This is a genomic window from Paenibacillus sp. GL_099_B, assembly GCF_057835695.1.
This window is the reverse complement of record NZ_CM174430.1, coordinates 4,314,641-4,337,925: the sequence shown is the minus strand read 5'-3', so window position 1 is coordinate 4,337,925 and position 23,285 is coordinate 4,314,641. Positions and strand designations below refer to the sequence as shown.

Here is a 23,285-nt window from a genome sequence, read left to right as displayed (position 1 = left end):
TAATCGCTATTATATCGGATTCCGCTATTTTTGTCGATTCACAAATTCATTCGACCTTCATAAAAGCCGCCAGGGGACTGATCAAACCCGATCTTTCACATTAAGTTAGTTTCTGTTAAACTAAGATTTAACGTTTTGCGGAGGTGACGATATTGGATAAGCTTAGCCTACACGATGCATTAAAACAACGAATATTGATCCTCGACGGTGCAATGGGGACCATGATTCAACAAGTTGATCTCACAGGCGCAGATTTTGGCGGAGAAGACCTGGATGGATGTAATGAAATGCTTGTACTTACACGTCCAGAGCTAATCCAGCGTATTCATGAGGAATATCTGGAAGCCGGTGCTGACTTAATTGAAACAAATACGTTTGGTGCAACTTCTGTTGTACTTGCTGAATATGACATTCAGGACCGTGCACGTGAAATTAATCTCGAAGCAGCCAGAATTGCAAAAGCGGCCGTGGATCGATTTTCGACACCGGAGTCTCCACGTTATGTGGTAGGCGCCATGGGACCTACAACCAAAACGCTGTCAGTAACAGGTGGAGTTACTTTTCAAGAGCTCATCGACAGTTATTTTGAGCAAGCGCTTGCTTTAATTGAGGGAGGCGTTGATGCGCTGCTGCTTGAAACCTCACAAGATACGCTCAATGTAAAAGCAGGTAGCATTGGAATTCAACAGGCATTCGAGCAAAGTGGTATCAAGCTTCCTCTGATGATCTCAGGAACGATCGAACCGATGGGTACAACCCTCGCTGGTCAGAACATTGAGTCTTTTTATATATCCCTAGAACACCTTAACCCAATTTCAGTTGGACTAAACTGTGCTACAGGTCCGGAATTCATGCGTGACCATATTCGCTCGCTTTCCGGGATGGCTTCAGTTGCGGTAAGTTGTTATCCAAATGCAGGGCTTCCAGATGAAAACGGTAATTACCATGAATCGCCTGATTCGCTTGCTCAGAAGATCGGTGCTTTTGCCGAACAGGGCTGGTTGAACATCGCAGGTGGCTGTTGTGGAACAACACCTGCACATATTCGGGCAATGCGGGATACACTTGCCAAGTACCCTCCAAGAGAAATGAACGGAACACATCCACCAGCGTTGTCGGGAATAGATCCAGTCTACGTTGAACAGGACAATCGCCCTTACATGGTTGGGGAACGTACGAACGTACTTGGATCACGGAAATTCAAGCGCCTTATTGTTGAAGGAAAATATGAAGAAGCTTCAGAAATTGCTCGAGCTCAGGTAAAAAATGGGGCACATGTTGTCGACGTTTGTGTTCAAGACCCGGACCGTGAAGAAGCCGAAGACATAGAGAAATTCCTTGAACTTGTTGTCAAAAAAGTAAAGGTGCCACTTATGATCGATACGACAGATGCAGCCGTCATCGACCTTGCACTGCAATACTCTCAGGGTAAAGCGATAATTAACTCCATTAACCTTGAGGACGGCGAGGAAAAGTTCGAGCTGGTCACTCCGTTGTTGCATAAATACGGCGGTGCTGTCGTTGTCGGAACGATTGATGAACGCGGTCAAGCAATTAGTCGTGAGGACAAGCTGGAGGTAGCCAAGCGGTCTTACGATTTGCTGGTGAACAAATATGGATTAAAAGCCGAAGACCTGATTTTTGATACCCTGGTGTTTCCAGTAGGTACGGGCGATGAACAATATATCGGTTCGGCCAAAGAAACAATTGAAGGTATTCGTGTCATTAAAGAAGCGATGCCTGAATGTCATACGATACTGGGGATCAGTAACATTTCATTTGGATTGCCTGAAGCAGGGCGTGAAGTGCTGAACTCTGTATTTTTATATGAGTGTACCAAAGCGGGTCTCGATTATGCCATCGTTAACACAGAGAAACTAGAGCGTTATGCATCCATTCCCGAAGAAGAGCGCAGACTCTCGGAAGAGCTGTTATACAATACGAATGACGAAACACTGGCTGCTTTTGTAGCGGCGTTCCGTAACAAAAAGGTTGAGAAAAAAGAAAAGATTTCAAACCTGTCGTTGGAGGAACGTCTCGCATCGTATGTTGTTGAAGGAAGCAAAGAAGGTTTGCTGCCCGATCTGGAGCAGGCACTCGCCAAATATACAGCCCTTGAAGTAATCAATGGCCCGTTGATGAGGGGCATGGAAGAAGTAGGGCGACTGTTTAACAATAATGAGCTGATCGTAGCAGAAGTGCTTCAGAGCGCGGAAGTTATGAAGGCTTCGGTAGGTTATTTGGAACAGTTCATGGAGAAGAATGAGACGTCAGTTAAAGGAAAGATTATTCTAGCGACGGTCAAGGGCGATGTGCACGACATCGGCAAAAACCTGGTGGAGATCATCCTTTCCAATAACGGTTACCGGATCATTAATTTGGGTATAAAAGTACCACCAGAGCGAATTATCGAGGCGTACAGAGAAGAAAAAGTCGATGCGATCGGTCTATCCGGTCTGTTGGTAAAGTCGGCGCAACAGATGATTCTTACCGCTCAGGACTTACGCACAGCAGGTATTGATGTGCCTATTATGGTTGGTGGAGCGGCATTGACACGCAAATTCACCAAGAACCGTATACGCCCGGAATATAACGGAATGGTTGTATATGCAAAAGATGCGATGGACGGCCTGGATTTGGCCAACAAGCTGATGAACCCAAGCACTCGCGAAGTGATGCAGTTGGAGATGGACGCTGAAAAAGAGGCGGACGCAGCTGGCGCAGAAACTGTTAAATCCCTTCCCGAGCTAACTCGGGTAGAGCGTTCGGATATCGCAATAGACAACCCGGTTCTCGTTCCACCGGATCTGGAACGACATGTTATGCGGAACTATCCGCTATCACACATATTACCGTATGTGAACATGCAGATGTTGCTCGGGCATCATCTTGGTTTGCGCGGCTCGGTAGAGCAGCTGCTTGCTTCGGGTGACCGGAAAGCGACTGACCTGAAAGCGGTAGTGGATGATATTATGCAGGAGGCTGTTCGTGACGGGATTATTCAGGCGCACGCGATGTATCGTTTCTTCCCGGCTCAGTCCAGTGGTAACAGCGTCATCATCTATGACCCTGAGAATACAAGCAATATCTTGCATACATTCACGTTCCCTCGTCAAAAAGTCGAACCATTCCTGTGCCTTTCCGATTTCTTGAAGCCAGTGGAATCCGGACAAATGGATTACGTTGGTTTCATGGTCGTAACTGCTGGGCACGGTGTACGGGAGTTATCGACAGCTTGGAAGGAGCAAGGTGATTATCTTCGTTCACATGCTCTGCAATCCGTAGCGCTTGAAGTAGCAGAGGGATTAGCTGAGCGGGTTCATCATATGATGAGAGATATCTGGGGATTCCCGGATCCAGCACAGATGACCATGAAGCAACGTCATGGAGCACGCTATCAGGGAATCAGGGTATCATTCGGATATCCGGCCTGTCCCGATTTGGAAGACCAAGGGCCACTGTTTAAGTTGTTACAGCCTGAGGATATTGGTGTGGAACTGACTGAAGGTTTCATGATGGAACCTGAAGCATCCGTATCGGCGATGGTATTCAGCCATCCGCAAGCGAAGTATTTTAACGTGGAGAAGGCTTAAAAGTAAAAGGTCAGGCAAAGCCCTCCGCATTGTCGGAGGCTTTTTGCTGGCAGCAGAAAGAGGTGCGATCCAGAGTGGAACTATACTTCCTGGGAACTAACGCTGGTGTACCTACGCTTCAGCGGAATGTAACTTCCATAGGGCTGCGCATGTTGGATGAGCGCAGAGCATTGTGGTTGTTTGACTGCGGGGAAGGAACCCAGCATCAGATTTTAAGTTCTCCGCTTAAATTGAGCAAATTGGAGAAAATATTTATCACCCATTTACATGGAGATCATGTATTTGGACTTCCAGGTCTGCTCTCCAGCAGAGCATATCAGGGTGGCACTACACCGTTAACGGTGTATGGTCCGCCAGGAACTGAACGAATGATCATGACAACCATGGAGCTGAGTCAGTCACGTCTAAACTATGATCTAAGCATTGTAGAACATACAGGCGGAGTGCTTTTCGAAGATGAGAGCTTCATTGTGGAATCTGCGTTGCTGGAACATCGTATCGACAGTTACGGGTATCGGATTACCGAAAAGGATCGTCCAGGCAGTCTGGACCCTGCGAAACTGGCTGAGTATGGCTTGAAGCCAGGGCCGCTGTTTGGTCGCTTGAAGCGGGGAGAAACGATTACCCTCGACAACGGGGACTTCCTTCGCCCAGAAGATGTGTTGGGTGCACCCAAGCGAGGGATGGTCATTACCATCTTGGGAGATACGCGCCCATGTGACAATGTACAGCCACTTGCTATAAATGCGGATGTTCTTGTACACGAAGCTACGTTTCTGCATGATTTGGCTGATACGGCGCATGAGTACTATCATAGTACTTCGAAGCAAGCGGCTGAGGCGGCGAGAGCGGCAGGTGCAGGACAGCTGATCATGACCCATTTTAGCTCTCGCTACAAAGATGAGGATCAGTTGCAGCCACTTCTGGAGGAAGCTCAATCGATATTCCCGAATACGAAACTTGCGATTGAACACGAGCTTATTCCAGTTGTTCACCGTAAGAGCGAATCCTAATGGTGGATGTGCGAAACAGTACAGCCAAACACGACGGGAGAACAAGCCGTTAATTGCACGGGACTGAGGGGAAGTTACTCCCGAGGTCCCTTTTGCAATCTGGCCGGAAAGCGTGTAGGATGGGCAATATGAGCAGGGAAATGATTCAATTATTTTCCGGGAAAGCGCAGGAAATGACAAGCTTGTACAGAAGACGCGCGGGGCCAGACGTCCGTGTTCGATTCGGTTCGACGTGTTGCGTGCAGATGCGAGCAAGCCATTTTTATGTACTGTATACATAGGTTAGCATTGAAGTTCGATGCAAATGGTTAAGGACATGAAATGTTAATGGAATAAAGAAAGGAAGTGCTGTATATGATTAAGGCCTATCTGATCGACCTGGATGGTACGCTCTATCATGGCAGACATCGTATCGAAGGAGCCGATAAGCTTATTCAGACATTGAATGAACAAGGCATGCCTTATTTGTTTGTGACTAATAATTCTTCTCGTACACCGCAAGGTGTGGCAGATCATCTGAACGGGATGGGTATCCCCGCCGATGCATCTCAGGTATGCACTTCTGCGGTGGCGGCTGCGGAATACGTGGCCCAAGAGTCTCCGGGTGCGAAAGTGGCTTGTATTGGAGAAGAAGGGCTGTTGCAAGCGATAGAAGCTGCAGGGCTTACACTAACGGATGATGAACCTGATTACGTTATACAAGGAATTGATCGTGAATTTTCCTATCATAAATTGACCAAAGCGCTTCGCTGGATCAATGGCGGCTCTAAATCTGTCATGACCAATCCTGATTTGCAGCTACCTTCTGATGATGGGCTTACGCCGGGAGCGGGGACGATTGGGGCAGCGATAGAAGCAGCAACCGGAGTTCATCCTACCGTCATTGGCAAACCGTCAAGTATTATTATGAAGTCGGCTATTAGCCGATTGAACTTAAAGTCTGATGAAGTTGCTGTAATCGGAGACAATATGCGTACAGATATTGCGGCAGGAGCAGCTGCGGGATGCGAGACCCTGCTGGTTCTTACTGGAATAACGACACGGGACAATATGGATAGCCACATCCAGGCGACCAAGGTTCGTCCTGATCATGTGTTTGAAGATCTGCATAAACTGATTGAGTGGCTGTCGCAGACGACAAGCCAAGCATCCAAGAAGGGGTAGATGTACGATGCCGGAATTGCCGGAAATGGAAAACTACCGGACCTTGCTGTCCGAGAAAATACTCGATTTGCCGATTACAGGTGTGGTGGTTAACCGTGAAAAGTCGATTAATACGGATCCTGATGTGTTCACCCGTGAACTGACAGGCAATCGTATCATATTTGTAGAGCGGCGGGCCAAACATTTGATTTTTCATCTGGCTAATGGTAAGCGGCTTGTGCTGCACCTTATGCTGGGCGGAATGATTTTCTGGGGCACAGAAGCTGAACGTCCTGATCGTTCCACTCAAGTGGAAATTCAGTTTGGAGAATATACTTTATTCTTTATTGGGCTCCGTTTAGGATATCTGCATCTACTTACTTCCAAAGAGACGGAAGAGGCCATGTCTGACCTTGGACCTGAACCTCTTGATCGGCGCATGAATGCAGAACGTTTTGCTGCCCTGTTGAAAGGACGCCGGGGTACACTCAAAACTACACTGGTCAATCAACACATTATTGCAGGCATCGGAAATTGTTATTCGGATGAGATTGCATTTGCAGCAGGCCTGAGACCAAGCTCCAAGACGCAAAATATTGCTGCTTCGTCTGAACTCACAGCACGTTTGTACCATTCTGTGCAATCCGTGTTGCGGGAAGCTGCCTCGGAAGGCGGTTATATGGAAATGCCGTTGATGCAGGGAGATACCAAGACGGGAAGTTTTGACGAGCATTGCCGAGTGTATGATCGTGAAGGGGAAACTTGCCCTCGTTGTGGGGGGACGATAGCGCGCGTGGAAATTACGGGCAAGAAGGCTTTCTTCTGTCCGGATTGCCAGCATGAGGCTTAAAATCGGAATCGGGGCACATGTCAGCACCAGAGGTGGATTTCTTCAGGCAGCCAAGCGAGCATATGAGATGGGGGCTACGGCATTTCAATATTTTCCGAAGAACCCGCGGAGCCTTGGCTTGAAAGAACTGGACCTCAAAGATGCTGAACAGTGTCGGGATTGGTGTGAGAAGCAGGGGATATCTTCCATTGCCCACTCACCCTATCCCACGAATCCGGCTTTGGGCAAAACCCGAGGAGAGGCGGGTTTTCATGCAACCATCGCATCGATACAAAATGATCTGCATATTGCAGATGCCTGCGGTTCGGTAGGGACTGTAGTCCATTTTGGACATCTCAAGAGCAATGAACCACTTGAAGGATATCAGAATCTCATATCCTGTCTGGATACCGCTTTAGCAGATTGGGATGGACAGGCTAAGGTTCTGCTTGAAAATCAGGCTGGGGATCATGGTCCCATGGGTACGACGATGGAAGAGTTGATACAGATTCGTAAGCTAAGCCGGTATCCTGAACATATTGCTTTTTGTTTTGACACGTGTCATGCTTTTGCTTCAGGCATGTGGACGTCAGGTAATGAGGCATCGATGCTGGAGAAAGGCAGACTGCTGGGATACTGGGATGCTCTTGCTGCTGTTCACTTTAATGATTCGAAATATCCTTCCGGTTCATGCAAGGACAGACATGCACGGATTGGACAGGGTTATATAGGGAAAAAAGCGATGCAGGAACTGTTATGTGCGCCTGAATTTCAGCAAGCGGTAGTTGTGCTGGAAACCGAATCAGGCGAAGATGGAACACACCGTGGTGACATTGAGCTCATGCGTTCCTGGCTTTAAATGGGGAGAGGAGCGATTGTAATGCATGTTTTTTTGGATGATTACCGGGCATGTCCGAAAGGGTTTGTTCTGGCTACCAATGCAGAAGAATGCCTGATGCTGCTTAGAGAAGGTGACGTGGACATTCTATCCCTGGATTTTGAACTGGGTCCAGATTCACCGAATGGCGGAGAAGTTGCTGCTTCGATCGTCCGGGAAGGTTTGTTTCCACGCCAGATCTATTTGCACACGTCCAGCATGTATGGCAAACGTCAGATGTACGAATTGTTGTACAGCAATAAACCAGACTCTGTTACCGTCCATAATGATCCGATGTCCGGTGAGGTTATGCTGCGTGTTGCTGCGGGAGAAGAAAGCTGATGAAGTCAATTACGACCAAAATGTTAATGCGTGATGTATGGGAAGGCATGCCTCAGGCTGTATTTATCTATACCCCGCTATGCGGAACTTGCGCAGCAGCACGTCGAATGCTTGAGATCGCCGAGCATTTGCTGCCTGAAGGGATTTTGACCGAGATGAATATTCACGATATCCCGGAACTTGTGCAGCAGTTTCAGATTTCGAGCGTGCCTGCGGTTATGCTGTTTAATGGAGAACATGATGTGCCCAGAATGGTTTATCGGATGAACTCTGTTGAGCATCTGTTAGGGGAAATCCGAAAGGCGGTGCTAAAATGAGTGTAATCTCGATGGAGCATGTCTCTCTTAGACGCGAAGACAATCAGATTCTGGATGACGTCCATCTGCATGTTAAAGAAGGCGAGCATTGGGTGATTCTTGGGCGTAATGGTTCAGGTAAAACAACGCTGCTGGAAATGATGAATGGATATATGTTTCCAAGTCAGGGGCGCATTGAAGTATTGGGAAATCTGTATGGTCAATGTGACGTGCGGGAGGTTCGAAAAGAAATTGGTTATATCAGTCAGACATTGATTGAGAAACTGACACCTCGAGATCCGGTGTGGGAAGTTGTCGCAACAGGAGCTTATGCTTTTTTGCGTTTCTATCAAACGATCCCGGATGATGTGAAGGCCAAAGCATTGAACCTGCTTGATGAAATGGGCTTTGCAAAACTGGCTAATCATCCGCTCGGCACCCTTTCTCAAGGGGAGCGCAAAAAAGTAATGCTGGCTCGTTCATTGATGGCAGATCCCAAATTGCTGATTATGGACGAGCCTTGTGCCGGACTCGATCTGTATGAACGCGAGAAAATGTTGGCCGAAATTGATCGACTGCGTAAGCGAAATATCACTGTCGTTTATGTGACTCATCACGTCGAAGAGATCGTACCTTTGTTCACACACGTGGCCTTGATCCGCGATGGACGTATTGCTGCGGCAGGGCCCAAACATGAAGTTTTAACACAAGATACAATTAAGCATACGTACGATGTTCCGGTTGATATCCAGTGGGAAGATGGACGTCCCTGGATTCGCGTACGTTCTGGAGGGTAACACATTTTGAGTACACAGTCATCTTGGGGTGAAGGAGACTTCTCCCGTTTTATTTGCACAGCCAATCATGGTTTTGCGCCCTATGCTCAGGAGGAATTGCGCCGTACGTTTGGGGCAGTAAAGAGCACGGTACTCGTACCAGGTGAAATTCTGCTTGCCGGTCTTCCGATTGCGGAAGAAGAGGTAGCGATCAAGCTTTTGGAAGAAAGCCCGACGTTTTTACGTCATATTCAACCTGTTCAATTTCAGGAAAATACGGAAGATTCAGCGCAAGCAATGGAAAAATTGATTTCATTTGTGTTGAACCATACAGAGTTAACAGGCACTAAAGTTACATTACAAGTTCGTAAAACCGAAGGTGCCTTCTGGCAGGAGAACGCTGCTTCTCTGAAACAGCTCTTGACCGAGAAGCTGGATGACCTTGGCTGTGAGTGGGTTGTCCGTGATGCGGATCATGTTGTATCTGTCTTCGTTGCGGATGATATGTTATATGCCGGTGTATCCAGACCTGATCAAAATCTGTCGGACTGGAGTGGCGGAGCAGTTCGTTTTCAGAAGGAAGAGGGCCAAATCTCTCGGGCCAAATTCAAATTGCTTGAAGCTGAGCAGACATTTGGCATCGACTTTACTTCTTTTCACAAAGCATTGGACATCGGTGCTGCACCAGGCGGATGGACCTCTTTCCTGCTAGAGCGCGGGCTTGAAGTTACAGCTGTTGATCCGGCCAAGATGGATGCGACCTTGCTGCAATCACCCAAACTGACCTTTTTGAAAAAAAATGCAGGTGATGTACGTTTCCGCGAAGGAGAATTCGATCTGCTCGTATGTGATATGAGCTGGAGCCCTAAGCTGATGAGCCGTCTTATATCGGACTTGTTATACAGCCTCCAATCAGGGGGAACAGCGGTTGTAACGGTGAAGTTATTGCATAAGAAGCCGCTCGCTTTGATTAAAGAAGTCATCGATACATTTGAGCGCTCCCGGATGCAGATTCAGCGTTCCAAACAGTTGTTTCACAACCGTGAAGAAATCACGCTATATATGATTAAGTATTAAGTTATTAAAGGCATTAAATTTTATGCTTTACAATACCTTATTGCCTATACTATAATGATACCAATATTAACCATAACAAGTTGAGGGAAAGCATCCCGAAGTGAAGAGTCCGGATATCCGGTCTGTTCCGCTTCGGTGAAGCTTTCCCTTTTTTGTTATGCACACAAGGAGGAGTCTATATGAGACATCCGGCCAGGCTCGAGCGTGGAAGCCTGCTGGGGGGAAGGTACCGTATCGTGTCCATTCTCGGTTCGGGTGGAATGAGTCATGTATATGAAGCAGAGGATTTGAAGTTGCCAGGCAAAACCTGGGCGATCAAAGAAAGCGTGACGGCGATGCCATACGAAGGCAGTATGGAGTCAGAAGCTGCTCTTCTTACATCTCTGAGGCATCCCAGATTACCGCAAATCGTAGATTTTTTTGTACCGGATGAGCTGGGGTATACCTATCTTGTTATGGAGTACATTGAGGGATTGACACTTAGTGACTATTTCAAGCAATGTCGGGGGAAGATTCCGCTTGAACATATGACGGAGTTTGTGCTTCAGCTGCTGGATGTATTAAGTTATTTGCACAGTCTGGACCCACCTGTCATCTATCGGGATTTGAAACCATCCAACATTATGATTACACCGGAACATGAAGTCAGACTGATTGATTTTGGGATAGCGCGGAGCTATAAAGCACAAAGAGTCGATGATACGGTTAAATTGGGAACGGCCGGCTTCGCTGCACCAGAACAATATGGTTCAGGACAGACTGATGCGCGTTCTGACCTGTACGGGCTTGGAGCATTGTTGCTCTATCTCATGACTTGTGGAACTTATACGGAATGGATTCAGGGAGTTGAGAGCTCCATTCGCAGTGATGTTCCACGTACCTATATTCCTGTTGCGAGAAGGTTGTTGCGACTGAATCCGAATGAGCGCTTTCAATCGGCTGATGAAGTTCGTAAGGAGCTGCTGCGCAGACCGGGAATAGCGGCTGGTGGTTCAGAAACGACGGTGACGATAAGCGGAGGGACAAGAGTGATCGCTTTGACGGGGGCATCATCCGGAGTTGGGGTTACGCATACGGCCATAGCCATCAGTCACTATCTGGAGCGGCAGAACTTCAAAGTGGCCATAATCGAGATGTCGCCACGTTCCCAATCGTTTGCACGGATTCAACAAGTGGCGCATGCAGGTAAACCCGTGCCAGCAGGCAGACAGTTTGCAGTGGATGGTGTACATTACTGGAAACAATCGGGACGTGCAGACATCCTGTCTTTATTGGGAGGCAGCTATCAGTTCATTGTGATGGATCTGGGCAGTGGTCAGGATCAGAACCGGCTTGAAGAGTTTCTCAGAGCTGACTTGCCGATTGTTATAGGTTCCGGTGCCGAATGGAGACAAGCTGAGATTGGATCTTTTGTCCGTTCACACAACCGGTACCCGAGAGACAAATGGATCTACTGCCTGCCACTCGCAGCAGCTGACGCCGTTCAGCGCATGCGCAAAACGTTGGACACTTCCAGTGTCTACGGTCTGCCTTTACATATCGATCCCTTTGATCGGGAACCGCAGATGGATAAGGTTTTTACTCATATTCTGACTCATATGATGGGGCAGCTTCCCAAGAAACGTTCATTCTTTGCAAGAAAAAGAGTACATGATTAGAAGAGATTGCGAAAGGAGAGCCTCTTTTGTCTAAATTAAGAAAACAAAGCCGTCAACTGATTTATGCTGGACTGACGGGAGCGGGAGCAATTGGTTTGTTATTTGGGGCATATGTCATTTACAATGTCAAAACCATGAGTGATACGAGGTCTGAAGTGGAGGCCCGATACTCATCAGCCTACGAACAAAAAGAAGCTGAATTGATGCAACAATGGAACTCGGGGGCACAGGGATGGGTGACAATACGGGATGTTGAAGCAGGAGAGTCGATATTGCCCGAGGATATCAAACTCATAGCCGTTCCGGATGCACAGGCACCAAGGAATCTCTGGTCCAGCTCCAAGCAGATGGATGGTCAAGTGGCGAAAATAGAATTAAAAAAGGGAACAGCTATTACAACTGAAATGGTGTATGAGGATACCCCGGCACCGCCGGATTTAAGGAACCGTGAACTACAGGTTGTGTTATTACCTTCTTCACTCGTGAAGGGTGATAACATTGATATTCGTATTCAGTTTCCAACGGGGCAAGACTACATTCTCCTGTCCAAAAAGAAAGTCGAAAGATTAAATGCAGCTACGCTATGGATTACGATGACGGAGGAGGAGATCCTGTCCCTTTCAAGTGCAATTGTAGATGCCTATTTACATAAAGCTTCAATCTATGCCCTAACCTATGTAGAACCACAGTTCCAGACACCAGCAATCCCGACATACCCTGCCAATAATGAGGTGTTAAAACTGCTGGAGAGTGATCCTAATCTTGTGCGCCGGGCTGAGGTGGAGTTGGCACGGCAGGTACGGAGTTCGTTAGAAAGCTCACTCGCCGCATCCATGTCAGCGCCATCCCAAGGTGTGGAGCAGGACGTTGCGCACTCCTCCGTTTCATACAATAATCGCCCCGGAGCGAATAACTCTTCATCTGCCGATGGTGTTATCTGGAATGACGGTTCAGGTAGCGGTGGAGCGACTGGTACAGGGAGCAATGATTCTTCTGCATCAACTTCGAGTACAGATGAGCAGAGAAGATTGCTGACGGGCGGAGAGTAAAATGCAGGAGAAACAATTTATTATTCATGTAACAACGTTTAAAAGAAATTAAAAGGGGCTTTGATAGCTATGCATACATGGATCTTTGCCGGGTTATGCGAGAAGAATGACCTGATGCTGTACCTTTGCAAAATACTGGCGTCCTCCGGTAAACGTGTCTTGCTTGTTGATGGAACATTGCAACAGAAATATGGATACGGCGTTGGGGAAAGTCAGCAATCTCTGCGTATTACAGAATTTGAAGGTTTTGATATTGCTTGTCAGTTCGTAACTTCAACAGCGGTTGAGAGTCATCTTGAAGCGAGTGGCGAGAAATTGCAGACCTATGATTACGTCCTTTACGACATGGAGACATCACACTTTGCATCACGTGATCTATGGCTTACGGCAGATATCCGTGTCTGGGTCAGTGATTATGAACGTTACAACCTGGAACGGGGCAAAGGCTGGCTCAAGCGGCTGCTTGAAGAACAATCCCTGCCAGCAGAACTGCCATTTCAGCGTATTTTGATCAATGCCGTTGATTGCAAACTGGAAGCTCGATATTTGTGGGCGTATCTGGAAGGCAGTCCGTTTGTATGGACAGGGGAATCGCTGATGTTGCCATGGGATGAACTGACTGCAGCAGTCAAACTGGAAAACGAGCATCATCGTAGGATACGTCTGGGGCCGTTATCACGGAACTATAAAAAATCGCTATGCAGGTTAGTGGAGCAGTTGACCGGATGGGAAAATGTCCAGAGTCGCCGGGCCATTAAAGAAGCTGAAAGGATGAGGGCATGAGCACCATTACGTTTTGGAGTCCTTTTGCAGGAACAGGTAGCACCTCAAGTGCGTTAATCGGCGCCTATGCGATGGCACTTCAATATAGGACAAGAATTTTGCTTGTAAATACAGGTCCAGTCGGGAGCAGCACAGAAGCTGCCCTTCCACCTAAAGAAATAGAGGACACGGGATCAGCATTTACATTCGAGGAGGGGGGATGGGATGCTGTGGAACGGCTGCATATCAGCGGGAGTTTGAACAAGCATAATTTGAGGGATTATACCAAGCCGCTCCTCAATGACCGTCTGGATTTGTTGACTGGCAGAATCAACCGATTGGAACGTTCAACAGAAGAGCATGTGGAGACATTAAAAAGGCTGCTGCACGTAGCCAATGAATATTATGATCTGGTTCTTCTCGATGCAGATCGCGCAGGCACTAGTGACCAGGTTCTGCTGGATCAAGCGGACTATGTTGTGGTGAACCTGAATCAAAATATGAGGGATCTGGAGTATTTTTTTGAAAAAATCAGACCCGAGAGCATGGGTGATCAGAAACTGCACATCGTGCTGAATAAGTATGATCCTCATTCACGCGCAACCACCACCAATATTCGTCGGCGTTTTCGATACAAAGGCTCGATATCAATGTTGCCTTATACCACCGGATTTCTGGATGCCTTCAATCGTCGTGATGCGGCTGCGTACTTGCAATTGGAAGGTCTGAGCAACAATAAAGATATTCGTAAAGGGAGCTTTGCCGCAAGTATGGCTGAACTCGCTCGTCTTATTATGGATGGGGCAGGGATGCGTACCGTACTAAAAAGGCTGGAAAGGGGAGCCTGAACATCTGATGCTCTGGAATACCCTATGGTTAATTTTAATTTTGCTGTTATGTCTTGCGTATGTTTGGTTCAAATACAGAGCTTCCCATCGTGAAAAAAATAACCGTGCTCCTGAGCGTGAATCCTTCACGATTGAAGTGCTGACAGAGAAAGTAAAGAACTCGCTTCATGAGCTTAGTCATAGTCAACTTGCTGATGCAGGATTGCATGAAGAAGAATATCGCCGAAGAATCAATCAGCGTGCCGAGATGCGCAAGGCGCTTAAAGGTTGTGTATCAGGAAGCATTAGTGACAAAACGTATGTCAAAAATCTGATAGGTGATCTGCTTACTCGCAGTATAGGACTGAATAAGTCAAATATCGATGAGGTCATTTATTTCGGAGACACTGAGTTACTGACGGTTCAGGATCAATTCGAAATCGTGTTTTATCTATACCGGCAGCAATTTGGTGTCGATGCCTTGTCACGCATGATTGACACTTATGATCTTGGCAGATTGAGGCTGAGTGAAGGTGCAGACGACGGAGGAAGTTACTATATCTCCGAGGAGGACATCCGATATGTGTTTGAGTGTGAGTATAGAGAGCTTGGATTCAGAGAAAAAACAGATATCATCGTTCAACGTATCTACCAGCATTACAAAGGTTTCTCGGTGGTTGATGAAATAAGAGATCAACGAATAGATGGCGTTAGTGGTGGTGTGAGCGGTATGCTGGATGCCCTTCAGGATATGGGGCTACGGCAGCCAGCTTCGTGGAATGATCTGCTCGCGGATGGACTTGAAGATGCTCCCTTCGAAGAACCACTTAGTGGAATGGAAAGTGTCTGGATTTTCTATAAAGGTAAGTCCATTCATCTGTCCTTCCTGTCATTTGGCAGTATCCGTGAACTGAAGAGGGTATGTCAAAATATTTATAAATACAACTATCCGGGACAGCTTTCGGAAGCAAATGGATACAAGGTGAACGAGATGAAGGATGGATCACGTGTCGTTGTTGTGCGTCCTCCCTTTGCCGAATCATGGGCATTCTTTGTCCGGAAATTCGATATTCCCAATGCTTCACTAGAACAGTTGATTACCGGGAACAACGCAGAGCTGCCAATCACTTTGCTGCAATATTTGATGAAAGGCAGTCGAATTACAGCCGTAACAGGAGCGCAGGGGTCGGGTAAAACGACGCTGCTTATGGCGATGGTGAAGCATATTTACGCATCGTATACCCTGCGTGTACAGGAGATGGCTTTCGAACTACAGCTGCGGCGTATATACAGTCGGCGTAACATTCTAAGCTTCCGGGAGACCGAGCACATTTCAGGTCAACAGGGACTGGACTTACAGAAAAAGACGGATGGTACTGTAAATATTCTCGGTGAGGTCGCAAGTGACGAAGTAGCCGCATGGATGATTCAGATGTCCCAGGTTGCCAGTCTGTTCACCCTGTTTACCCATCATGCCAAAACGTTTCGTGATCTGGTTTTCTCCCTCCGTAATTCACTGCTCAAAACAGGTATGTTCCAACATGAACATATTGCCGAGGAGCAAGTAGTAAGTGTCATTAATTTCGATGTACATATGAGAAAGGACGCAGAGGGACGAAGATATATCGAACGAATTACGGAGTGTCTGCCACGTGCGAATAAAGGGGATAGCGTGGAGGAACGGGCAGGATTTACGTTTCGCAATGTGATCGAGTACAAGGATGGCAATTACGTCGCTACAGCTCCGATCTCGATAGGAAGCATTACGGATATGCGGGATCAGATGACACTGCAGGACGCTGCGCTGTTCGAACAGTTCATCAAGCAACATTGGGGTGATACCTATGACCGTTAAGTTTGTTCTTCTTTTGGTGCTGGGGATATGTGCAGGTGGCTTGATAATCACGCTACTTGTACTGAACCTGTTACGTCATAGAGGAGGAGACAATGCAAGTAAATCTATCGGGATTGCTACGCTAAACGGCACTCGTACGCTGCGGTGGGGATCGGTCCTGTTACAGTCTTATCGGTGGGGCATGAAAGTGCCGCTATTCTCTGCTTATATTTTACAAGTACAGAAACGAATCTCATTCCGGCATGTCGGCGACGAACTAGCATTAAGACGAATGACTATGAACGTGGTTCTAATTATCTTCGGAGGATACGGGAGTATCAGTGTAATCCTTTTCCTTATGCAGCCGGGTATCGCCTTTGTTATATTGTCGGTACTCTGCGCTGTAGTTCTAAACAGCCTTGTACTGGATATGTGTCTGAATCGTATGGAGAAGCGACTGTTGGTACAGATGCTGGACCTGTTTGCCGACGTGAGACATCGGTATCATCAGCATGGAATGGTAGAGGAGGCACTTTATGAAGCGGCGGAAGCAGGTAAAGGAGAGGCTGCCGAGCAAGTGCTGTTGATCTATGAAGCATTGGCTTCTCCGGATCCGAACGAAGCTTTGGAACGGTACTATGAGATTGCGCCAAATCGCTTTCTTAAAGGTTTTGCCGGTATTTCATATATGGTGATGGAGTTCGGGGATAAAGACAGAGCACAGGGTTCGATTTACTTGAAAGGCCTGGGGAATCTGACGCAGGAAATTCATCTGGAGATTTTGCGGCGGGACAAATTGGACTATCTGTTAAAAGGGTTGAATATCATCGCCCTGGCCCCCGTTCTATTCACAGCTCCAATCGAACGTTGGGCCAGAGGAAGTTTTCCAACTATGGATGAATTTTATCGCAGCAAAATCGGGTTTGTAACCAAAATATCGATCTACGTCATTATCATACTTGCCTACCTGCTTTTGCAAAGACTTCAGCAATATGATGAAACTCGTTATCGGACAGGGCGCAAACATTCCAGGATCGATCAGTTCCTATACAAGCAGATGTTCATTCGTAAAGTCGCGATGTTGTTCGTGGCCAAACCTGGCAGTACCCATTACAGTCAAACCGTAAGACTGATGAGGGAAAGTAGCTCGGAACTGAAATATGAATGGCTGGCTATACGAAGGCTGATGTTATTTGCAAGTTGTTTTGTACTGACCATTGGCTGTGTCTTTCTACTGCATCAGGTTGAACGAAATCACATCTTACATGATCCCGTCAGAGATGACCGGATGTTTGGCGCGATGGGAGAGGCGGAGTTGAAGCAGGCTACAGAAAAGACAAGCTTGGATCAAGCTGTACTCGAGCGCATTGAAATGAAGCGAGGAGCAACTTTTGATGAGATCTCCATTGCATTGCAGTCCGTGAATCCCGTTCAACTGGATCATGATACACAGAATGAAACTATTGCACGCATCCTTCAGAAGCTGGAAGGTTACAACAAGCAATACCTTCACTGGTGGGAGTTAATTATTGCAATGATGATAGGTATAGCGGGTTATCACATGCCGATCTGGCTAATGATGTTCCAGCGCAAGATGAGAAGTATGGACATGAGGCATGAAATCTATCAGTTTCAGACGGTTATATCGATCTTGCGGGAGATGGATCGTATGTCTGTAGAGGAGATATTGGAATGGCTCAATCGCTTTGCAGTTATTTTCAAAAGACCACTGCAAAAATGTCTGTTGCACTTTGAACATGGGCCGGAGCATGCACTTGAACAATTGAAAGAAGATGCAGGCCTGCCTGAATTTCAGCGTTTGGTTGAAAAACTGCAACTTGCACTTGGGAAAATTTCGATTCGAGAAGCATTTGATGATCTGGATAGTATGATGGCCTTTTATTTTGAACAACGGAAGCAGGAATACACCAAGATGATTGATGTTAAAGCATCATGGGGAAGAATGATCGGGTTTACACCGATGTATGCCCTGATCTTTCTCTACCTGGTCATTCCGCTGGTAGGCATGAGTTTCCTGCAAATGAACATTTATTATGAACAGATTCAGAAACTGTAACGAACATGTACGTCACAGTCTGAAATAAATTAAAAACGATATAGGAGGATTTATCATGAACAATGCATCAAGCGCTTTAAAGGTGGCAGCCGGCATCTTTCTGACCATCGCCCTTATTACGATTGTGGTTCTATTGTTTATTTCGGCTCAGGAGGCGACCAAAACGGCACAGAACAATTTTGCCGATATCCAGACCGAGTTGTCCCAAGCTGCATTTACAGTTTATGACGGAACAACCATTAGCGGATCACAGGTCACAAACGCGTTGCGTAAATATGCGGACAAGGATCAGTTCGGTATTCAAGTTATTACAGGTAAAAACAAGGGAGGTCAATGGTATGGCAATCAGTTGAATATATCCCAGGATCTCAATAACGCAGATTACGGTTCAGTTATTTCTCCAGATGATAAAGTAGGCATTATTAATCAAACTATGAGTGAAAAAGACAACCAATATGTCAATCCAAGTGGTAAATTCAAAGCAATTATCGTAAAAGACAGATCCAATGTGGTAAGAGGGCTTATTTTCCAGCAATCCTGACAGGAGTTGGTTTAACATGTCCCCAGAATACACAGCAGCTCATGTTGTTCTGTACGGCGGTTGTCCTATTTGTGACAGCCTGCCTGTACGGGCAGCAGAATGTTAGGGTTCTATCAGACGCTTTGAATCATTTGGTGCAGACGACAGAAGACATGGAAGGACGGCTGAATACCACTCTGCGTATAAGCGAGCCAATCCGTTATAGTGGTGCTGAAGTCTTACACACTGTGAGGCAAATGACAGGAACAGCGGTCAGTGTGGAGGTGAACGGGAATGCATATGTCATTGATCCCCTTGTAAACAGAAGAGGAACCATACCTGTCCAGCTTGCTGCTTCGTATAGACCCGAGTTCATAAGAAGTGAGGCTGGCGAACTGCTGAAGATTGCATTTTGGAAGGAGGCCAGTACCCCTTGATTAATGCTGCATCCAAGCTGCTTGCTGTTTTGCTGGCAGTGATTTTACTTTATGTATACCCGGCAGCAGAGACTGCTGATCGACAGGATGACATGGCACGTATGACCGTTGTTCAGACGGTTACCCGTTTTGTTGATGCGGTCAGAACAAAGGGATACATTTCCCCTGCCATGTATGCAGAGTTCGAAGAACAGATGGCCCGAACGGGGAACGCCTATGAGATTTCCATGGAGCATTTGCACAAAAAATATGTTCCTCATTACTCAGATCCGATGGATCAAAGCACATTCTCTGGTACCTATGAAACTGTGCAAGATGGATATTATTCAGCCCAAATTAAAGCAAAGCTGTTTCCTTCGTCCGGTGTGCTAGCTTTAGACGATCCTGGGCGCAGATATACACTGGCAATGGGGGATTTCTTCACAGTAACCGTCAAAAATACCAATCGCACACCTGCCATGTTGATTCGTGAGTGGTTGAACGGGTCTGCGCAGGCTGCAGCCGTGTTTACCACATATGGGGGTATGGTGCTCAATGAAGATTACGTGTGACTTGTTCCGCTATAACCGAACAACTCGGGAAAAGCGGGGACTTAATTAAATAAGTCCAACTTTGCGACCGAGAATTGGAAAGAGGGAACCATGTATCCTGAAACAATTCCGTTAATCTCCTGCGTGCGTGACACGGACAGCGTGTTGGGTATGAAGCACAGGTGAAGTCGGCAAAAGGGAAGCTAAAGCCACTCCTTCGAGAAGGTATGCTAACTGATATGCCGGATGGCTGAAAAGCGGACTATGGTGAGAATGGTTTTAAAACCTGACGAACCTCCGAATGTACGGGTCTAAATTCATAACATATGGAAACATATGTACTGACAAAAGTCAGGGTGGATAGCGTAGAGTACGACTGTAATCTAGGAAACACGCTATATCGAACAATGGCGATATCAAGTCCACAGGCTCAAAGGAGGCACCTAAGGTCTAGCAAGCATAGCTAGGTCTCAAGGTACAAGGAAAGCAAGGAACGTCGGCTTAAAGGACTGTCATCCTAGACGTCTACTATAAGGCAGAAACTTTGCTGAAATGTACTAATCCTTGTGAGAGTAGAGGCACGACCAATGAAGCGGCTGTAATGGTTGTGGAGGAACAGCCTCAAGTCTTTTTAGATAATAAACAATTTTTCCGAAAAGTGAATTGCACCGATCAGGTAAGAACGTGGGGAATCACCGTAAGGAGGTGAAGCCACAGTGCAAACTCTTCGATACTGGGATTACTATGACATGACGAGTACCTTCACTGATTTACACGAAAAAGCACTAGCTAGGAAGAAGTTTGATAATCTATACGGACTTATAAACTCAAGTCAAAACATTCTCCTAGCCTTTCGAACAATTAAATCAAACAAAGGCTCACAAACACCTGGAACAGACGGCAAAACGATAGAGGATATAAAGACACTAACAGAAGAAGACATTGTGAATCACGTAAGAAACAAGCTGTTGAATTATCAACCCAAAAAGGTTAGACGAGTCTATATACCAAAACCTAACGGAAAGAAAAGGCCATTAGGTATTCCATGTATAGTTGACAGAATTATTCAGCAATGTTTTAAACAAATCATTGAACCCATTGCGGAAGCCTACTTCTATAAACACAGTTATGGATTCAGACCTGTAAGATCAACGCATAACGCTTTAGCAAGAGTACAACACCTCATAAACCAGGTGAACCTTCATTATGTTGTTGATGTAGACATTCAGGGATTCTTTGATAATGTCAACCACACATTGCTTCTGAAACAAATATGGAATATGGGTATTAGAGACAAAAGAGTACTTCGAATCATCAGCAAAATGCTTAAGGCTGAAATTGAAGGTGAAGGAATCCCGTTGAAAGGAACACCACAAGGTGGAATCCTATCTCCGCTCCTGTCAAATATAGTACTCAACGACCTGGATCATTGGGTAGCAGGACAATGGATCAACTTCAAAACTCAACATGTCTATGCAGGAGACTTCCACAGGATCAGAGCACTTAAGAAAACCAATCTTAAAGAGGGATACATCGTGCGATATGCCGATGACTTTAAAATTCTTTGTCGGGATTGGAGATCGGCTCAAAAGTGGTATCACGCTGTGAAACTCTATCTTAGAGACCGTCTCAAACTTGATATCTCACCTGAGAAATCACAAATTGTAAATCTTAGGAAACGTAAATCTGATTTCCTGGGCTTCACAATATGGGCCGAGAAAAAAGGAAAAAGAAGAGTTGCCTATACGGGTATAAACGAGAAGAAGAAAGCAGAAATCAAGAAACAAGCAAGAGAACGCATAAAGATTCTGCACAAGTCACCAATTACTCAAAACGCTCTTCTTTTCAACAGCTTTGTACTTGGTTTACACAATTACTTCTCACGTGCAACACATGTTAGTGTGGAATTCTCACGACTTGCTTATGATCTGAAGGCATTCACATACAATCGTCTCAAAGTAATTGGTAAGTACCAATATCCTGATAATGCCCCACCAACCTACAAAAAGTTCTACAAGAACAGGTATAGAACTTTTAAGGTCGCAGGAGTATATCTCTTCCCCTTCAGGGATGTAAAAACGGTAAATAACTTATGCTTTCAGCAAACGTTAAATCCGTATACACCAGAAGGAAGAAAAAGACTCCATAAGGAACTAAACATGGATATTCGATATGAACTAATTAAGCTAATGCAGTCAAACATACCTTATCGTAGCGTTGAATATTTGGATAACAGACTGAGTAGATACAGTATGCAGGCTGGAAAATGCGAAATTTCCGGCATCTTTCTAACTGCTGATTACGTGCATTGTCATCACCTTCTGCCACTTCACTTAGGTGGTACAGACGAGTATAGCAATCTACGTATCCTACACAAAGATATCCACAAGCTCGTTCATGCTACAAAATTAGAGACGATTGCTAAACTCATGTCGCCCTTTGGATTTTCAGACTCTACGATTCTGAAAATCAATCAGTACCGAAAAATGAGTAACTTGGAACCTATTGTATTGAAAATCTAAAAAGATGGAGCGCCGTGTGCGATGAAAGTCGCACGCACGGTGCGGAGAAGGGGAAAAGGCGGTGATCATATCAAATCCTTACCTATTTCTATTGATCTTTCTATTGTGTTTGTGCTTATCTTTTTACCTATATTCTGGGTTATTTCTCACAATACAGACAATGCCCAAGAGGCACAATATTTAAGCAATCGATATAAGATGGCACTTCAGACGGCTGTACTGGATGCAGGGGCCGTGATGCATCAAAATGAGAAGCAAAACGATGAAGCAGGGTATGATTCGACCAAATTTGTAAAAGCGGACAAAGAGCTTGCCTTAACTACGTTTACCCAAACAATGGCTCTAAATATGGGGATTCAGGATGATCCTGCTGCAATACGGGCCATGTTTAATTACATTCCTGCAATGGTCGTGCTGGATTATGATGGTTACTATATTTTGGCGAACGAAACAGAGATGACTGGTGATCTTGAAGATTCATTCCGGCAGGTTTGGAGTCCCAAAAAGCCCTATACATATTCTGATTCAAATGGTAGCAGTATTAACTTCACACTTGATGGGTATGTGTATGCCTATGATGCAGGCTTGGGCATGTGGGTTGAGGGTTTCCAGAAAGAACTGGCCTCCAGCACACAAATCCCTCTGCTTCAGAATACCGAGACGTTTGAGCAGGTCAGACGAAGCCGGATCGTGACAAGTGTGCAGGAAGATTTGGCAGATGTTATTAACCGGCATAATGAGTTTGCAAGAAGGAATGGTGTTTCCTACACCTTTACCATGCCTTTGATTTCCCAGGAAGACTGGTACAATTCGATTAATGACACGGGGCTTATGGCTTTCATTCAGGGGATACCTGTAGGTAACCAAAAGATTAACAATTATGCCATTGGTGGTGGCAGACTGGTGAAGAAAACAGCGATCGTTGGCGGAGTTGATCCGGTAAGTGGAATTAAATACTATTACCTTTCCACATGTAGCAATGGTTACAGAGCCGAAGAAGTGTTTACAAATGCCAAACAAGCGGCAGCACAAGGTTATTTTGAGTATAACTGTTCCATAAATTAAAGGCAGTTTGTTTGTAATATAAAAGCGAGGTTGCATGAGATGTTTACATTACTTTCAG

20 protein-coding genes are annotated in these 23,285 nt (G+C 46.0%); all 20 read left to right on the top strand.

From position 1 onward, the window contains the following. Positions 1-152: 152 nt before the first annotated feature. The 20 genes from metH (at position 153) to AC3ITG_RS19490 (ending at position 23,227) form a co-directional block, all read left to right on the top strand. The gene (metH, locus tag AC3ITG_RS19585; RefSeq protein ID WP_413372152.1) at positions 153-3,593 is read left to right on the top strand and encodes a methionine synthase; all 3,441 of its coding nucleotides are present in this window, start codon (positions 153-155) and stop codon (positions 3,591-3,593) included. Positions 3,594-3,667: 74 nt separating this feature from the next. Continuing rightward, positions 3,668-4,606: a ribonuclease Z gene (gene rnz, locus AC3ITG_RS19580; protein WP_064640783.1), complete on the top strand. Its 939-nt coding sequence runs from the start codon at positions 3,668-3,670 to the stop codon at positions 4,604-4,606. A 354-nt stretch (positions 4,607-4,960) separates the two neighbouring features. Beyond that, positions 4,961-5,770: a TIGR01457 family HAD-type hydrolase gene (locus tag AC3ITG_RS19575; protein WP_063562855.1), complete on the top strand. Its 810-nt coding sequence runs from the start codon at positions 4,961-4,963 to the stop codon at positions 5,768-5,770. 7 nt (positions 5,771-5,777) lie between these two features. After that, positions 5,778-6,599 (top strand): Fpg/Nei family DNA glycosylase, encoded by an 822-nt coding sequence (locus AC3ITG_RS19570; RefSeq protein ID WP_489251096.1) that lies wholly within the window; start codon positions 5,778-5,780, stop codon positions 6,597-6,599. Continuing rightward, on the top strand, positions 6,589-7,437 hold the full coding sequence (locus tag AC3ITG_RS19565) for a deoxyribonuclease IV (RefSeq protein ID WP_489251095.1): 849 nt from the start codon (positions 6,589-6,591) through the stop codon (positions 7,435-7,437). The genes AC3ITG_RS19570 and AC3ITG_RS19565 overlap by 11 nt, the downstream gene beginning before the upstream one ends. Before the next feature lie 21 nt (positions 7,438-7,458). Then, positions 7,459-7,797, top strand: coding sequence for a cyclic-phosphate processing receiver domain-containing protein (locus AC3ITG_RS19560; RefSeq protein ID WP_489251094.1), 339 nt, complete (start codon positions 7,459-7,461; stop codon positions 7,795-7,797). After that, on the top strand, positions 7,797-8,114 hold the full coding sequence (locus AC3ITG_RS19555; RefSeq protein WP_489251093.1) for a thioredoxin family protein: 318 nt from the start codon (positions 7,797-7,799) through the stop codon (positions 8,112-8,114). Before AC3ITG_RS19560 ends, AC3ITG_RS19555 begins: the two co-directional genes overlap by 1 nt. Beyond that, positions 8,111-8,890, top strand: coding sequence for an ABC transporter ATP-binding protein (locus tag AC3ITG_RS19550; protein ID WP_163759914.1), 780 nt, complete (start codon positions 8,111-8,113; stop codon positions 8,888-8,890). Before AC3ITG_RS19555 ends, AC3ITG_RS19550 begins: the two co-directional genes overlap by 4 nt. Before the next feature lie 6 nt (positions 8,891-8,896). Then, entirely contained in the window at positions 8,897-9,946 is a 1,050-nt protein-coding gene (locus AC3ITG_RS19545; protein WP_489251092.1) for an SAM-dependent methyltransferase, read from the top strand. 179 nt (positions 9,947-10,125) lie between these two features. Next, positions 10,126-11,604 (top strand): serine/threonine protein kinase, encoded by a 1,479-nt coding sequence (locus AC3ITG_RS19540; RefSeq protein WP_489251091.1) that lies wholly within the window; start codon positions 10,126-10,128, stop codon positions 11,602-11,604. Positions 11,605-11,630: 26 nt separating this feature from the next. Next, on the top strand, positions 11,631-12,653 hold the full coding sequence (locus AC3ITG_RS19535; protein WP_489251090.1) for an SAF domain-containing protein: 1,023 nt from the start codon (positions 11,631-11,633) through the stop codon (positions 12,651-12,653). 69 nt (positions 12,654-12,722) lie between these two features. Next, entirely contained in the window at positions 12,723-13,436 is a 714-nt protein-coding gene (locus tag AC3ITG_RS19530) for a hypothetical protein (protein WP_413372143.1), read from the top strand. Next, positions 13,433-14,263: a CpaE/TadZ family protein gene (locus AC3ITG_RS19525; RefSeq protein ID WP_489251089.1), complete on the top strand. Its 831-nt coding sequence runs from the start codon at positions 13,433-13,435 to the stop codon at positions 14,261-14,263. Before AC3ITG_RS19530 ends, AC3ITG_RS19525 begins: the two co-directional genes overlap by 4 nt. Before the next feature lie 7 nt (positions 14,264-14,270). Continuing rightward, positions 14,271-16,097: a pilus assembly protein CpaF gene (locus AC3ITG_RS19520; RefSeq protein ID WP_489251088.1), complete on the top strand. Its 1,827-nt coding sequence runs from the start codon at positions 14,271-14,273 to the stop codon at positions 16,095-16,097. Then, on the top strand, positions 16,087-18,153 hold the full coding sequence (locus tag AC3ITG_RS19515) for a hypothetical protein (protein WP_489251087.1): 2,067 nt from the start codon (positions 16,087-16,089) through the stop codon (positions 18,151-18,153). Before AC3ITG_RS19520 ends, AC3ITG_RS19515 begins: the two co-directional genes overlap by 11 nt. Positions 18,154-18,208: 55 nt before the next feature. Next, entirely contained in the window at positions 18,209-18,694 is a 486-nt protein-coding gene (locus tag AC3ITG_RS19510; RefSeq protein ID WP_063562843.1) for a hypothetical protein, read from the top strand. A gap of 122 nt (positions 18,695-18,816) precedes the next feature. Then, positions 18,817-19,110, top strand: a complete 294-nt coding sequence (locus tag AC3ITG_RS19505) for a hypothetical protein (protein ID WP_489251086.1) — start codon at positions 18,817-18,819, stop codon at positions 19,108-19,110. Beyond that, complete coding sequence (locus tag AC3ITG_RS19500) at positions 19,107-19,661, top strand: hypothetical protein (RefSeq protein WP_489251085.1); 555 nt, start codon at positions 19,107-19,109, stop codon at positions 19,659-19,661. The genes AC3ITG_RS19505 and AC3ITG_RS19500 overlap by 4 nt, the downstream gene beginning before the upstream one ends. Before the next feature lie 695 nt (positions 19,662-20,356). Next, positions 20,357-22,162: a group II intron reverse transcriptase/maturase gene (gene ltrA, locus AC3ITG_RS19495; RefSeq protein ID WP_489251084.1), complete on the top strand. Its 1,806-nt coding sequence runs from the start codon at positions 20,357-20,359 to the stop codon at positions 22,160-22,162. 21 nt (positions 22,163-22,183) lie between these two features. After that, a complete protein-coding gene (locus tag AC3ITG_RS19490; RefSeq protein ID WP_489251083.1) occupies positions 22,184-23,227 on the top strand; it encodes a hypothetical protein in 1,044 nt (347 codons plus the stop codon). Positions 23,228-23,285: the final 58 nt, after the last annotated feature.

What these genes read in the sequence shown, in the direction of transcription:
- AC3ITG_RS19575 (WP_063562855.1), top strand. Translation starts at nt 4,961, where the DNA reads ATGATTAAGGCCTATCTGATCGACCTGGATGGTACGCTCTATCATGGC.
- AC3ITG_RS19570 (WP_489251096.1), top strand. Translation starts at nt 5,778, where the DNA reads ATGCCGGAATTGCCGGAAATGGAAAACTACCGGACCTTGCTGTCCGAG.
- AC3ITG_RS19565 (WP_489251095.1), top strand. Translation starts at nt 6,589, where the DNA reads ATGAGGCTTAAAATCGGAATCGGGGCACATGTCAGCACCAGAGGTGGA.
- AC3ITG_RS19560 (WP_489251094.1), top strand. Translation starts at nt 7,459, where the DNA reads ATGCATGTTTTTTTGGATGATTACCGGGCATGTCCGAAAGGGTTTGTT.
- AC3ITG_RS19555 (WP_489251093.1), top strand. Translation starts at nt 7,797, where the DNA reads ATGAAGTCAATTACGACCAAAATGTTAATGCGTGATGTATGGGAAGGC.
- AC3ITG_RS19550 (WP_163759914.1), top strand. Translation starts at nt 8,111, where the DNA reads ATGAGTGTAATCTCGATGGAGCATGTCTCTCTTAGACGCGAAGACAAT.
- AC3ITG_RS19540 (WP_489251091.1), top strand. Translation starts at nt 10,126, where the DNA reads ATGAGACATCCGGCCAGGCTCGAGCGTGGAAGCCTGCTGGGGGGAAGG.
- AC3ITG_RS19530 (WP_413372143.1), top strand. Translation starts at nt 12,723, where the DNA reads ATGCATACATGGATCTTTGCCGGGTTATGCGAGAAGAATGACCTGATG.
- AC3ITG_RS19525 (WP_489251089.1), top strand. Translation starts at nt 13,433, where the DNA reads ATGAGCACCATTACGTTTTGGAGTCCTTTTGCAGGAACAGGTAGCACC.
- AC3ITG_RS19520 (WP_489251088.1), top strand. Translation starts at nt 14,271, where the DNA reads ATGCTCTGGAATACCCTATGGTTAATTTTAATTTTGCTGTTATGTCTT.
- AC3ITG_RS19515 (WP_489251087.1), top strand. Translation starts at nt 16,087, where the DNA reads ATGACCGTTAAGTTTGTTCTTCTTTTGGTGCTGGGGATATGTGCAGGT.
- AC3ITG_RS19510 (WP_063562843.1), top strand. Translation starts at nt 18,209, where the DNA reads ATGAACAATGCATCAAGCGCTTTAAAGGTGGCAGCCGGCATCTTTCTG.
- AC3ITG_RS19490 (WP_489251083.1), top strand. Translation starts at nt 22,184, where the DNA reads ATGAAAGTCGCACGCACGGTGCGGAGAAGGGGAAAAGGCGGTGATCAT.